The following is a 14,129-nucleotide window of genomic DNA, read 5'->3' as shown; positions in this document are numbered from 1 at the left end:
TAGTGCGGCGCAATTGCAAACCTCATGAATCTCAACAAGTTCAAAAACATATACATCATCATTTCAGCGATATTTATCGTGTGGATGCTGTTTTTAGATGCAAATTCGTGGTTTTCTACACACAAAGAACTCAATCGACAAATTGAACTGTTAGAACAACAAAAAGCAAACTTGCAACGCGAAATCACAAAAGATCGCCAAAGCATTAAAAAATTCTCTAGCATGGACGAATTGGAAAAATTTGCACGTGAGCGCTATTTCATGAAAAAAGAAAATGAAGAAATTTATATCATCGAGTACGCAGACAGCCTAAATTTAGAAGACAATGAGTAACTTATTCAACGAGTTTGACAACGTTTCTGCTGCACAATGGAAACAAAAAATACAAGTAGACTTAAAAGGTGCCGATTACAACGATACACTGATCACAGCTACGCAGGAAGGTATTGACATTACGCCATTTTACCACAGTGAAAATTTTGGTGCTGTTCAGCCAATTGCTACCAAAACTACGCAATGGAAAGTAGCACAACACATTCGAGTTACCAATGCAGAAGTAGCAAACAAAAACATAAAAGATATCCTAAATCGTGGTGCTGAAAGTCTGGTTTTAGTCATCGCAAACAAAGAAATTTCCATAGAAACGCTTTTACAAAATGTAAATGTCCAAGCAATTCCGATTCATCTAGAAATGGAATTTTTGTCTTCGGAATATGTTTCTAAAATTACCGCTTTCGCGAAAGCACATGCTGCAAACATCACAATTGGAATAGATATCATAGGACAACTAGCCGCAACTGGAAATTGGTTCGAAAATCTTACAAACGATCATGCACAACTTGAAACGATCCTTCAGCTTGAAGCATCTCAGCCTAGGTTGACGATTCATGTGGACACGTATCAAAATGCAGGTGCAAGTATGGTGCAACAACTCGCCTACGCACTTTCGCATGCAAATGAATACCTGAATCATTTCGGATCAAAAATTACTAACAAACTCATATTCAACGTCACAGTTGGCTCACATTATTTCTTTGAAATTGCCAAACTCAGAGCGTTGCGCCAATTGTGGAACGTTTTGGCAAAAGAATACAACTTAAATCAAGAATGTATCATCATTGCTTCGCCTTCCAAACGGAACAAAACCTTGTACGATTACAATGTAAATCTGCTACGAACTACCACAGAATGTATGAGTGCAGTTTTAGGTGGCGCCGATGTTGTATACAATTTACCATACGATGCTTTGTATCATGAAGCCAACGAATTTGGTGATCGTATTGCGCGAAATCAACTTCGAATCTTAAAAGATGAAAGTTATTTTGACAAAACGGACAATCCCACGGAAGGTTCATATTACATAGAAAGTATTACACATCAATTGGCAGAAAAAGCCTTAGCACTTTTCAAAGACATTGAAGCTTCTGGTGGATTCTTGAAACAATTAAAAGAAGGCACCATTCAACGAAAAATAAAAGAATGCGACCTTAAAGAGCAAGCGTTATTTGATGACGGAAAAGAAGTTTTACTCGGAACAAACAAATATCCAAATTCGGAAGATCGTATGAAGCACGATTTGGAAATTGAACCATTCTCAAAAAACGAAATCCGAAAAGTATTGGTCATTCCTATAAACCTAAGACGTTTGGCGACGAAACTTGAAAAAGAGCGTTTAAAAAATGAAAAGTAAACTACTATATATCATTTTAATTGGTTTTTTATTCATTCAATGTGATGGAAATAAAAACAATACGGAAAATAAACTCTTAGGGAAATATTATACATTGGATAAATTTGGTGTAGAATTATTTGTTCCATCAGACGTAGAATTAATCACGCTAGAACAGTATAAAAAAGATATTGAAGAAATAAAAAATCCGCAAGTAAAACAAAGTCAACTTGCGCAGTATCATGAAATCGCTAATCAATCCAATAAGAAATACCTATTAAGAAATAAAAGTAAAACCATTCGATACTTTTTTGAAGAAATGCCACATGTTGAAATCAACAGAGACATTTCAAGCTATATACTTACACGACTTGAAAAAGAACATCAAAGAAATGCCAGCTTGATGAATATGACAGCTTCAATTGAAAAATCTAGCATAAAAAGACGCAATGGCAATACCATGTTTAGAGCTCTTTTTTTATACCAAGGCGATGAAAATTCTATGAATGCGCAAAGATCCATGCTAACCTATTGTTACATCCTTAACATGAGAGGAAGAACCTTTGTGGCGACTATTATTTCTAAAGACGAGCAATATTTTGATGAATACATGTGGAATTTAAAACTGTAATATGAAAAGGAAAAATATTCAACATATCACACTTGACAGTACGAAAACGATTGAAAACGAACATACAACAACTTCGTTTACAACTGCGGAAGATATTGAGGTAAAATCATCGTACACAAAAGATGATATGCAAGAAGTGGAACATTTGGATTTTGTGGCAGGAATTGCACCAAATCTACGTGGACCATATTCTACGATGTATGTGCGCAGACCGTGGACCATTCGTCAATATGCAGGATTTTCTACCGCAGAAGAAAGCAATGCCTTTTACAGACGTAATTTAGCGGCTGGACAAAAAGGATTGTCAGTTGCGTTCGATTTGGCAACACATCGCGGGTATGACAGCGATCATGAACGTGTGGTTGGCGATGTTGGAAAAGCAGGAGTTGCCATTGATTCGGTAGAAGACATGAAAATTCTATTCGATCAAATTCCATTGGATAAAATGTCGGTTTCCATGACGATGAATGGCGCCGTGTTACCAATTATGGCGTTTTATATTGTCGCAGCTGAAGAACAAGGTGTAAAACCTGAACATTTAGCAGGAACGATTCAAAATGATATCTTGAAGGAATTTATGGTGCGTAACACGTACATTTATCCGCCAACACCTTCCATGAAGATCATTTCTGATATTTTTGAATATACTTCTGCACACATGCCGAAATTCAACAGTATCAGTATTTCCGGTTATCATATGCAAGAAGCTGGCGCAACGTGCGACATTGAATTGGCGTACACCTTAGCTGACGGTTTGGAATACATCCGAAAAGGACTCGCCGCAGGAATGGATATTGATACGTTTGCACCTCGACTATCATTTTTCTGGGCAATTGGCATGAATCATTTTATGGAAATTGCCAAAATGAGAGCAGCTCGTATGTTGTGGGCAAAACTTGTGAAGCAATTCAATCCTAAAAATCAAAAATCATTATCACTTCGTACACATTGTCAAACAAGTGGTTGGAGTCTTACGGAACAAGATCCGTTTAACAATGTAGCTCGAACTTGTATTGAAGCGGCTGCAGCAGCTTTTGGCGGCACGCAAAGTTTACACACAAATGCATTGGATGAAGCCATTGCCTTACCAACAGATTTCTCTGCACGAATTGCACGAAACACACAAATATATTTACAAGAAGAAACCAAAATTACCAAAACGGTTGATCCGTGGGCAGGAAGTTATTATGTGGAAAAACTAACACATGAAATTGCGCACAAAGCCATGAAACTTATTGAAGAAGTGGAAGAATTGGGCGGAATGACCAAAGCCATTGAAGCGGGAATTCCAAAAATGCGCATTGAAGAAGCTGCTGCGAGAAAACAAGCACGCATTGATTCTGGACAAGATGTGATTGTTGGTGTCAACAAATACAGACTTGAAAAAGAAGATCCGTTACATATTTTAGAAGTAGACAATCAAACAGTTCGAACTGCGCAATTGGCACGTTTGGACGAATTGAAAAAAAACAGAAATGCTTCGGAAGTTACGGAAGCATTAGCAAAACTAACGGCTGCTGCACGTTTAAGTACGGATTCAAAAGATTCTCTTCCTCAAGGGAATGATAACCTATTAGCATTAGCGGTTGATGCAGCGCGTAAACGTGCCACTTTAGGAGAAATTTCAGATGCATTGGAAGCTATTTTTGGAAGATATAAAGCACAAATTAAATCATTTTCAGGCGTGTATAGTAAAGAAATTAAAGACGATAGTTCGTTTCAAAAAGCAAAAGAATTGGCAGCTAAATTTGCCGAATTAGAAGGTCGCCAACCACGAATTATGATTGCAAAGATGGGACAAGACGGACATGACCGTGGCGCAAAAGTTGTTGCAACGGGTTATGCCGATGTTGGTTTTGATGTAGATATCGGACCGTTGTTTCAAACACCAGCGGAAGCCGCAAAACAAGCAATGGAAAACGATGTACACATTTTAGGTGTTTCTTCATTAGCTGCTGGACATAAAACATTAGTTCCACAAGTAATTGCAGAGTTAAAGAAATACGGTCGTGAAGATATTATGGTCATTGTTGGTGGCGTCATTCCACATCAAGATTATCAATTTCTGTTTGATGCTGGCGCTGTTGCCGTTTTTGGTCCTGGAACAAAAATTAGTGAAGCTGCGATTCAGTTGTTGGAAATTTTAATTGACGAGTAAGCGATTTTGGGTTTTAGGTGTTGGGTGTTGGGTATTGGGTGTTAGGTAAAATATGTAGTGTATTAATGAATCTTATACCTTTAAACTTCTTTTTTGAAATTTGCTATTGATTGTATCGAAAACTTTTTTCGGGAACTTTTCCAACAACTCCTTTGAAGAATTCGTGAATGTATTCAAAATCGGCTTCCATGTTGTCTGTTGGATAAAAAGGTTCGTCAATTTTGACTTGTTTTTTACCAAAATCAAAAGCTACTAAGGTAATTGGCACATTGGCTTCTTTTGCGATAAAATAGAATCCTGTTCGCAATTCGTCAACGCGTTTTCGTGTTCCTTCAGGTGCTAAGGTAAGTCTAAACTCATCTTTTCCATCAAATACGGCCGCCATTGCTTGTACTTTATTTTGTCCTGGCGTTCTATCAATTGGCGCACCACCTGTCCAACGGAAATACCATCCAAACGGAAATTTGAAGAGTTCTTTCTTCCCTACATAGTTGATTTTTTTCTGCGTAATTCCTCTAATTAACAACCCAATATAGAAATCGTGCCAACTTGTATGTGGTACCACAGCAACGATACATTTTTTTACCTCATCAGAAAAGTTTCCAATGATTTTCCAACCCATCATTTTGAAGAAAATAAATTTGTATATCGCTCGTATCATTTGGGAATTTTTAGTGTTATCTTTTTTTAAGAATGGCTTGCTAATTTAGTGAAGTTTTAAGAATTCTTGTCTTTGTTAGCTGTTAATTTGTCTTTTGATCTCATTGAAACGTTTCTTTCACGCATTCAAATGACGTACTTACGTATTACTATTTTACAATTGCTATACATTTTACTAAGTTTATCCTAAACTTTATAACTATGCGCAATTGTATGTCTCTATTGTTCGGATTCTTTTTATTGCTTTTCGGCTTTCAAACCCTGAAAGCGCAGCATCGTATTCATTTGTCCAATATTGATATTATTGCATACGATACCGATGATACTGAAATTGGCATGTTTGAAAAAGTAGGTTCCAATTCTTATGTATACACAATTATAGAATTTACTGAAACTACAGAAGGTTTTTTGGAAACACTTGTTACACAAGAATCGGACGAACCATATACAATGGAAGATATAAAGGAAACATACGCACATCTTGTGTTTGTAAGCGATATTCAAACTATAGATACTACAAGTTGGCAACAGTATGATTGGTTTGTACAAACCGAAGATACTTCTGAAAAAGCAGTGAACATCTTACGATTTATGGGAAATGGTTTAGCACTTTATGAAGAGTTATTATTTCAGGAAACTTCAAATGCAGTAAACAGCTCTAATTGGCAAGTTGATGATGCAATATGGCTTGAAGTTGTAGTACTCGATTTTGGCAATGGAAAAGAAATAACGTTACTCAATGAAGAAGATGATATTATCTTTTTTGGAATTCCACTTTATAATCAGATTGTCATGGTTTCAAATGAAATTGATATCGACTTTATTACTTCTGTAGAAAGAAATAGGTATCCTGTTGATGACTATGAAATTTTGTCCTATTTAGAACCTGATTATATGCATAAAATTGTCAAAGACGAAACAGAGCAATATCGTTTGTATGATAATTTTAAAAACGATCTTTTACAACAAAGTTTTGATACTATTATGTGTTCTAATTACTTTATTGTTGGTCAAAAAGATGCTACCTATACCATTTACAATTCAATACGTACGAAGTTTGAAACTCCAAACGTTCAAAAAGCTTACTTTCATGACAATTATGTAGAGTTTTTGACCGCTGAAACTTCAGCGTATGTTGATATTTATGGAAATCAATTTCAAAAATTACCACAAAAAGTCCTCAATGTATGCGGAACCGTTTCTTCGATTTCACATCAAATTAGCAAGAATGAAGACCAAAAATATCCATATTCCGTAAAGGTTATGCATAGAAATATTGGACCACAAGGAGATACTGAGCAAACGTATATTTTTAAAAATCATAAAAAAGATGAAGAACTAACTTTTATAAATGATACAACTTCTGATTATTCGGATGAAAATGATGAATTTACGGGTGCAATTTCAGGATTTCCGAATTATATAAAAGTGTTCAATGGTAGAAAATATGGATTGTATTCTTATGATAAGATACATCATGATAAAACGCTAAAAACGACCGTATCCGATCAATATTCATTGAAAAGAAATGTATACAACGATCTTTTGGTAACAACTATTCAGGAACTTCCTGTAAAGTATGATCGTATTACGATAAATCAAGACAATTTGATTCTTATATATAAAAATGATAAAGTTGGTATTTTTCCACAACAGAAAAAATCAACATATCAATTACTTGAACGTGTTACTAGCTCATTTTATAAAATTGTAAAAAACGGAAAAACTGGTTGGCTTGATATTAAAACGATGAAAGAGTATTTTTAATTCATACTAATTTAGAGCTTCCTTGAAAATTCTTCATCTAAAAGATAATGAAATTATAGAAATCAGTCTATTTAGCATCAAATTATCGATTCAAACCACAACTACCTGAAAATATGTATTTTACATTAAAAATCAACACGTGAAAATTTCTTTCTTTTTACGATAATTCACTGAATTTTAGTATGAACGTATCTATTTTGATCTGATAAACTGTTACTTTTGAGCTATTCTAAACACTAACAGCGTGAACGTTTGCACACAGATGCTTTTCACTATTTTATTCTCTAATATAAAACATGCTTACATGAAAAAACAACTAACTGTTATCCTTTTGCTTTTTATGAGCTATTATTCGTTTGCTCAAATTTCTTTTGATAAAGGATATTTTATTGACAATTCGGGTCAAAAAACAGAATGCTACATTAAAAATATGGATTGGAAAAACAATCCGAGTGATTTTGAATATAAACTCACAGAAACTTCCGAACAGAAATCAATTGGCATAAGAAACGTTGCTGTTTTTGAAATTTATGACCAATCGAAATTTGAAAGACATACCGTTGCAATTGATGTTTCGTATCAAAACCTGAATGATTTGCCAACTTCAGAAGCGCCACAATGGCAACAGAAACAGCTTTTTTTAAAAGTACTTGTGGAAGGAAAAGCATCTTTATATTCGTATGTTGATAGTAATTTGAGAAAGTACTTTTTTAGTGTAGACGATAAAAACATTGAACAATTGGTGTATAAAAAGTATTTACAAGCTGAAAGTAGAGTCGCTGAAAATACTACGTATAAAAAACAATTGTGGGATTATTTAAAGTGTGATGCAGTTACTTCGAAAAAAATAAAAAATACCTTATATACCAAATCAAAATTGGTCAAATTATTTGCTGCATATAATTCTTGTGAAGGAAATACATTCACAAATTTTGCTGCTCGCGATAATAGTACAGGCTTTAATTTATCTGTAAAACCTGGCGTTAATTTTTCTTCATTTGGAATTACGAATGCTGTCAATCAAAGATTTACAATTGATTTTGGTCAGAATACGAGTCTTCAACTTGGGCTGGAAGCAGAATTTGTTTTAAATTTTAATAAAAACAAATGGGCAATTGTAGCTGAACCAACCTATGTTTCTTATAAAACGAATAAAGAAGTGGTTTATGCACAAGATACTGCTGGAGATAGAACAACAAACGTAGAGGTTGATTATAGCGCAATTGAAGTTCCTGTAGGAGTTCGTCATTACATGTTTCTTAACGATTCGTCAAAATTATTTGTGAATGCTTTTTATATGTTCAATATTTCATTGACTAAAGACATTCGGTCTGAACAACCTAATTTTATTGACATCGTATTAGATCCGAGAGGAAATTTTGCTTTCGGATTGGGATATAAATACAACAATAAGTATAGTATTGAGTTCCGATATAAAACAGCACGAGAAATGTTGCCACTAAATGGTTTTTATGCCGCGTCCGATTATAATAGTGTTGCGCTAGTTTTTGGTTACACAATCTTTTAAAGATATTTATGTATAAAAAAACGCTTTAGAAGTTTAGACTTTTAAAGCGTTTTTTTGTTTTTATACGAAGTTGTTATTACATTTTCATGTACATGTTTTTCAACTTTTCACGGGTGATGATTTCATGCCAATTTTTACCCAATGCATTTTCCCAAAGTGGAACTAACATCAGCGCAATATCAATCATTTTATCAAATTCTTTGTCTGTGAGGTCTTTACAAATTCCTGTTGGAATGTCGATATCGTGTTTCCGCACCATTTTCTTAAATTCAGAAACTCCTTGCGGATAAAATTCTTCTAAATGATTGAATACGATACAGTTTCCAATTCCGTGCTTTGTTCCTAATAAGTATGAAAGTCCGTAACTCATGGCGTGTGCGACACCAACTTGCGAATAGGCAATGCTCATTCCGCCGTGCCAAGAAGCCATCATCAACTTATCTTCTGAATCTTCATCACGTACATTTTTTTCAAGAAATACGTTTCTACAAAGTTCTAAAGCTTTTTCTCCGTAACTCTGGCTAAACGCGTTTAAGTACGTTCCTGTTAACGATTCTATACAATGAATGTAGCAATCCATTCCTGTGTAAAACCACTGATTTTGTGGCACTCCACGTGTCAATTCAGGATCTAATACTACTTGATCAAAAGGTGTATAATCTGAGTTGATTCCTAATTTCTTTTCTGGTCCTGTTAAAACGGTGGTTCGTGAAACTTCCGCGCCAGTTCCAGATATCGTTGGAATTCCTACATGATATGTTGCTTCACTGCTTACCAAATCCCAACCTTGATAATCGGCGGCACTTCCTTCATTTGTCAGCATTATTGCAACGGCTTTTGCCATATCGAGCAATGTTCCTCCGCCAATTCCAATAATTCCTGATGGATTTTCAGTAAAACGTTCTTTGAGTTCGCTCACCAATGCATCAACTTGTGACGTTTTTGGTTCTTCATCGGCAGAAACAAAGATAATTTGATCTAGAAAGCGAAGTGGAATTCTATCAATCAGCCACGGATTGTTTTCAAAAACATCGTCTACTAAAAAGATAAACGGTGCTTTTGTATTCACACGTTTTGGCGCAAGAATTTCTTGTATCTGGTTAAAACTTCCTCTTCCGAAGATTACTCTGGGAACCATTGGAAAGTTTTTATACTGCATAGTTTGTTAGTTTAATAGTGTAAATATAAATATTACATTAAGTTATTTAGTGCTTCAACAAGTTTTCTTGAAACTTTTCGGTAAACTGTCCAACATGATAGCCATCCATCAATGCATGATTTACCGATACTGAAACCGTCATTATTTTTTTATCTTTTTTTGCTTCCATTTTACTGAAAGCTATTCTTGGAACCGATTCTTTTTTACCATGAAACGGTTCTTTGTGTCCTGTAAAACCTACCCAAGGCAATGCTGAACAAAACACACAATCTTCTGTGTTTTTTGGCGGAAATAAGTCTGTTGAATTAAAAATTCGATCTTTTTCCGCTTTTATATTTTGCGCAAATATTTCAAAATCTGCATCGTAATCGATGAATGAGAAACCAAATGTTTTGTCCGGTCGCATTATCGTTGGCGACGCGTGAATGTGATCATGAATGACAACTTCATGTTCGTTTTCAATTCGATATTTAAACGCTTCAACCGAGTTTACAGCTTTCATACAATCGTGCAAATACACTGCAAAAAAGCTGTTTCCTGTCGCTTTCGCAAAATGATACGCTTTGGTAACATCCATGGGCGCTGCAACTGCAAAAAACGGATCTTTGAACGTGTTAAAAAATTCAAAGTGTTGCTTCCGATTCCAAGTGTCAATGTTTAGTTTCTTCACTACAAATAATTTAACACTTGTGTAATGTCTTTTACGACATGGTATTCATCAGATTCTTCATTTGGAGAAACCGTTTCATGTTGCCAAGTCGTATGAAATGGTACATGAATTGCCTTTCCTCCTATATTTATAATTGGTAATACATCTGACTTTAATGAGTTTCCAATCATTAAAAATTCGTTGATATTTATTTCTAAATGATCGAGCAAATCTTGGTAATTTTTTTCTTTTTTATCGCTCATCACTTCTACATGGTGAAAGTATTTGGTCAAGCCAGATTTTTCAAGTTTTCGTTCCTGATCGAGCAAATCGCCTTTAGTTAAGACCAATAGTCTGTATTTTCCGCTTAGTTTTTCAAGTACTTCTTCAATACCATCGAGCAATTCTACAGGCATGGAAATCATTTCTTTTCCTAAGTTGATGATTTCTGAAAGTACTTTGTTTGAAATTTTCCCGTTGGACAATTCAATAGCACTTTCTACCATCGACAGCATAAAACCTTTGATTCCGTATCCGTACGTTGACAGGTTTTTCATTTCCATCTTGAACAATTCTTGATCGATTGTATTTTCAGTTTCATACGCAGATAGTAGTTGTGCAAATTTATGTTCGACATCTCTAAAATAGGTTTCATTAACCCAAAGCGTATCATCGGCATCAAAAGCGATGACTTTTATATTGTCATATGTTATTTCCATACTTTCTTTGCGCGTTCAAGGTCTTCAGGTGTATCAATTTCGACACCTTCTATTGAGGTTTCGACCATTTTTATTTTTTTGCCAAATTCTAAATAGCGAATGCATTCTATTTTTTCCGTAGCTTCCAACGATTTCATTGGCAGTTCATAAAAATCTAACAACGCTTGTTTCCGAAAGGCGTAAATTCCTTTGTGTTTAAAATATCTAGCGCCAGCTTTATCATCTCTTGGATATGGAATTGGCGAACGCGAAAAGTACAACGCAAAATCGCGCTGATCTACAATGACTTTTACGGTATTTGGATTGTTGATTTCGTCCCAATCTTTGATTTCTACCATTAACGAAGCCAAATCGATTTCCTTATTTGGGTCTTCATAAAATACATTGATGACTTTTTCAAGACTTTCTTTTTCCGTAAATGGTTCGTCTCCTTGCACATTAATGACAATATCCGCAGCTACATTTTGTACGGCTTCTGCAATACGATCGCTTCCAGATTGGTGTTCTTTTGTACTCATGATTACCTTTCCTCCATGACGTGTTATTTCTTCACGAATAATATCGCTATCTGTCACTACATATACTTCTTCAAAAAGTTCGGTAGCTACTGTAGCTTCATAGGTTCTTGTAATTACGGTTTTTCCGTGCAAATCTTGCATGAGCTTTCCAGGAAATCGAGAAGCTGCATAACGCGCCGGAATCATTGCTATTATTTTCAAATGTGTCTATTTTATAAGCTCAAAAGTACAATTTTTAAACGGAATTTGCTTTCGCTTCTGTGCCTGTATTTGAAATACGTGCTACTAATTGTTGTCCTGCTTCTTTTGTGATGTGAATGTAATTGATCAGATTGTTTTCATCAAACTTGAGGTTTCCATCTTTATCGGTTCCTGCTTTCATGTTTACCACAGAAAGGTAAAATTCTTTTGCTTGGTTGATATGCTTGCCGTGATGTAACTGAAATATGGAGTGAGAAGCGTCTGTTTCGCTATTTGCTACTGGCATGTTTACAAGCGTTTCATAGTTTCTTGTTTCTAATTGTTGTTTTAATTCCTCTTTGTTAAGAATAAATTCAAAAGGACCAATTGGTGTCAATTCTGCCCAGCTATCATCATTTTCTATGAAAGGCTCACAAGCTTTTGAATATGCAAAAAATACAGGAAATCCAATCATTCCGACAGCTTCAATAACCCAAACGATACTTAGCATTGTTCCATTGACAAGTCCGCCACTTCTACCAATTCCCCAAGTTCCTTGTTCGTTGGCATATTCTATTTCAGCAAATAATGCTTCCATATTGAACGCTATGTCCATATATTCTTGTTCGTAATGATGTGCAAGCCATATAATCCAACTTGTATACAAACCTGCAATTCCGATGAGTAACCCGAAAAGTGCAGCTATAAGCACATTCCTTACTTTTCCTAAATCCATAACAAAGCTTGCTATAAATCCAAGTCCAAACGCAACTCCAGCTACGCATAGAAAGTTTAGATAAATTAACGGAATGTACAAAATTGCGTAGGTGTAAATGAGCGCCAATATAGGCACAGCAACACAAATGGCTAACAGTAGATATAAAATACTAAGAGGATTCACTTTACCCGAAGGTCTGTAGTACAAATTATTCATGCGATACAATTATTGGTTTTTGGTTAATTTTTTTAAAAATAGGAAAAATATTTTTTTGAGATGATTTAGGAGATAAAAAAATCATCCGTAAACCCGATAAGGTATAGTTTTTCTTGTGCGCGTGTCATTGCCGTATACAACCAACGCATGTATTCTTTTCCAACGCCATTTGGCAAATAAGGTTGTTCTATAAAAACTGTTTTCCATTGTCCACCTTGCGATTTATGACACGTGATGGCATAGCTAAATTTTACTTGCAATGCATTGAAATATTTGTTGGCTTTTACTTTTAGGAATTTCTTGTATTTTGAAGTTTCATCAGCATAATCGTTCATAACTTCTTGGTACAATTTGTTTCCATCTTCATAGGAAAGTGCTGGTGTTTCGGCATGAATTGTATCTAACAACAATACCGTTTCTAATGGTTTTTGATTTGGATAATCGACCATACGAATGTTTACTTCTGCAAAGCGAAATCCATATAATTCTTTGATGGCAAAGATTTCTAAGACTTCAATAATGTCTCCATTGGCAATAAATCCTGCTTCTGATGTGGCTGGCAACCAAAAGTAATTGTTTTTGACAACCATTAAATAATCGCCTGAAGACAATTCATGTTCATTAAATAAGATCCGATTTCGTATTTGTTGGTTGTAAATATTGGCTCTTTTGTTTGATCGGACAATGATTGCCATTTCTTCTTTTCCGCTATCAGAATAGGAATCGCTAATGGCATCTTGAATTTCGTATCCGTCAATCAATCGCACAATGTCGGGATAGTTATCCACTTGAAATTTGAATTCTGCATAAAATTCATCGTGCAATTGTTCCCGCAAATTGGTCGCGTTAACTAATATTCCAGAGTCAGAATCTTGTCGCACCACTTCATCCAATTCAATTAAGGTTACATTTTTATCATAATTTAGCTCTAACGTGCGTTCATCTAATGCTGGACTGATATCAAGTTTTACTGGCGGTAATTGCGCGGTATCTCCAATTAAAATGAGTTTACAATTATGACCATTGTATACATACATCATTAAATCATCTAACAATGAGCCGTTTTCAAATAGTTTTGAATCGCTTGGCGCATCAGGAATCATAGAAGCTTCATCAACAATAAAAAGTGTATCGCGATGCTTATTTGGTTGCAATACAAAGCTGACGCCGCCACCTTTGTCTTTTTTAGGAAAATATATTTTTTTGTGAATGGTATGTGCTTGACGACCTGCATAATTACTAATTACTTTTGCAGCACGACCAGTTGGTGCTAAGAGAACCGACTTTTTTTTGGTGTGCCACAAATGTGTTACCAAGGTACCAATTGTAGTGGTTTTTCCGGTTCCTGCATATCCTTTGAGTAAGAATAAAGCATCTTTGTCAGTTCCGTAGATAAACTCGGAAAGTTTGTGTAAAACTACATCTTGCTTAAAAGTAACTTCGTGTGGAAATTTACTTTTGAGTAATTTATAAAATGTAGTTGCATCCATAATTGTAAAAATTACCTGCGCTTTTTGGCGATCAGAGAACGAAAATAGAAAAGTAAATTGAAGTAAA

13 protein-coding genes are annotated in these 14,129 nt (G+C 35.1%); 6 read left to right on the top strand and 7 right to left on the bottom strand.

Annotated elements, in window-relative coordinates:
- Positions 1 to 24 precede the first annotated feature (24 nt).
- The 4 genes from AA089_RS11060 to scpA are packed head-to-tail and all read left to right on the top strand — an operon-like array spanning position 25 to position 4,458.
- The gene (locus AA089_RS11060; protein ID WP_046757010.1) at positions 25 to 333 is read left to right on the top strand and encodes an FtsB family cell division protein; all 309 of its coding nucleotides are present in this window, start codon (positions 25 to 27) and stop codon (positions 331 to 333) included.
- Positions 326 to 1,690 (top strand): methylmalonyl-CoA mutase subunit beta, encoded by a 1,365-nt coding sequence (locus AA089_RS11055; RefSeq protein WP_046757009.1) that lies wholly within the window; start codon positions 326 to 328, stop codon positions 1,688 to 1,690. Before AA089_RS11060 ends, AA089_RS11055 begins: the two co-directional genes overlap by 8 nt.
- Entirely contained in the window at positions 1,680 to 2,300 is a 621-nt protein-coding gene (locus AA089_RS11050; RefSeq protein WP_046757008.1) for a hypothetical protein, read from the top strand. The genes AA089_RS11055 and AA089_RS11050 overlap by 11 nt, the downstream gene beginning before the upstream one ends.
- Before the next feature lies 1 nt (position 2,301).
- Positions 2,302 to 4,458, top strand: coding sequence for a methylmalonyl-CoA mutase (scpA, locus tag AA089_RS11045; RefSeq protein WP_046757007.1), 2,157 nt, complete (start codon positions 2,302 to 2,304; stop codon positions 4,456 to 4,458).
- 103 nt (positions 4,459 to 4,561) lie between these two features.
- Here the strand turns inward: scpA and AA089_RS11040 are convergent, their stop codons facing one another.
- Positions 4,562 to 5,119 carry a 1-acyl-sn-glycerol-3-phosphate acyltransferase gene (locus tag AA089_RS11040; protein ID WP_046757006.1) on the bottom strand — a complete coding sequence of 186 codons (558 nt, stop codon included), beginning with the start codon at positions 5,117 to 5,119 and terminating at the stop codon, positions 4,562 to 4,564.
- A gap of 212 nt (positions 5,120 to 5,331) precedes the next feature.
- Between AA089_RS11040 and AA089_RS11035 the strand changes: the two genes are divergently transcribed.
- Together AA089_RS11035 and AA089_RS11030 are read left to right on the top strand one after the other, a co-directional pair.
- On the top strand, positions 5,332 to 6,885 hold the full coding sequence (locus AA089_RS11035) for a hypothetical protein (protein WP_162200435.1): 1,554 nt from the start codon (positions 5,332 to 5,334) through the stop codon (positions 6,883 to 6,885).
- 304 nt (positions 6,886 to 7,189) lie between these two features.
- Positions 7,190 to 8,413 carry a porin family protein gene (locus AA089_RS11030; protein ID WP_046757004.1) on the top strand — a complete coding sequence of 408 codons (1,224 nt, stop codon included), beginning with the start codon at positions 7,190 to 7,192 and terminating at the stop codon, positions 8,411 to 8,413.
- A 76-nt stretch (positions 8,414 to 8,489) separates the two neighbouring features.
- On the opposite strand, the gene AA089_RS11025 is transcribed toward AA089_RS11030, so the two are convergent.
- The 6 genes from AA089_RS11025 to AA089_RS11000 all read right to left on the bottom strand — a co-directional run bounded on the left by AA089_RS11025 (position 8,490) and on the right by AA089_RS11000 (position 14,062).
- On the bottom strand, positions 8,490 to 9,572 hold the full coding sequence (locus AA089_RS11025) for an iron-containing alcohol dehydrogenase family protein (protein WP_046757003.1): 1,083 nt from the start codon (positions 9,570 to 9,572) through the stop codon (positions 8,490 to 8,492).
- 46 nt (positions 9,573 to 9,618) lie between these two features.
- Positions 9,619 to 10,242, bottom strand: coding sequence for a CatA-like O-acetyltransferase (locus AA089_RS11020; RefSeq protein ID WP_046757002.1), 624 nt, complete (start codon positions 10,240 to 10,242; stop codon positions 9,619 to 9,621).
- A complete protein-coding gene (locus AA089_RS11015; RefSeq protein WP_046757001.1) occupies positions 10,242 to 10,940 on the bottom strand; it encodes an HAD family hydrolase in 699 nt (232 codons plus the stop codon). The genes AA089_RS11020 and AA089_RS11015 overlap by 1 nt, the downstream gene beginning before the upstream one ends.
- Positions 10,931 to 11,644 carry a 3-deoxy-manno-octulosonate cytidylyltransferase gene (kdsB, locus tag AA089_RS11010; RefSeq protein ID WP_173427056.1) on the bottom strand — a complete coding sequence of 238 codons (714 nt, stop codon included), beginning with the start codon at positions 11,642 to 11,644 and terminating at the stop codon, positions 10,931 to 10,933. The genes AA089_RS11015 and kdsB overlap by 10 nt, the downstream gene beginning before the upstream one ends.
- A 49-nt stretch (positions 11,645 to 11,693) precedes the next feature.
- Positions 11,694 to 12,572, bottom strand: a complete 879-nt coding sequence (locus AA089_RS11005; RefSeq protein WP_046756999.1) for a hypothetical protein — start codon at positions 12,570 to 12,572, stop codon at positions 11,694 to 11,696.
- Between the two features lie 65 nt (positions 12,573 to 12,637).
- Positions 12,638 to 14,062, bottom strand: coding sequence for an ATP-dependent DNA helicase (locus AA089_RS11000; RefSeq protein ID WP_046756998.1), 1,425 nt, complete (start codon positions 14,060 to 14,062; stop codon positions 12,638 to 12,640).
- Between the last annotated feature and the right edge of the window lie 67 nt (positions 14,063 to 14,129).

The organism is Kordia jejudonensis (assembly GCF_001005315.1).
Taxonomy (GTDB): Bacteria; Bacteroidota; Bacteroidia; order Flavobacteriales; family Flavobacteriaceae; genus Kordia; species Kordia jejudonensis.
The sequence above is the reverse complement of the archived record's forward strand: the minus strand, read 5'-3'. Positions and strand labels throughout refer to the sequence as shown.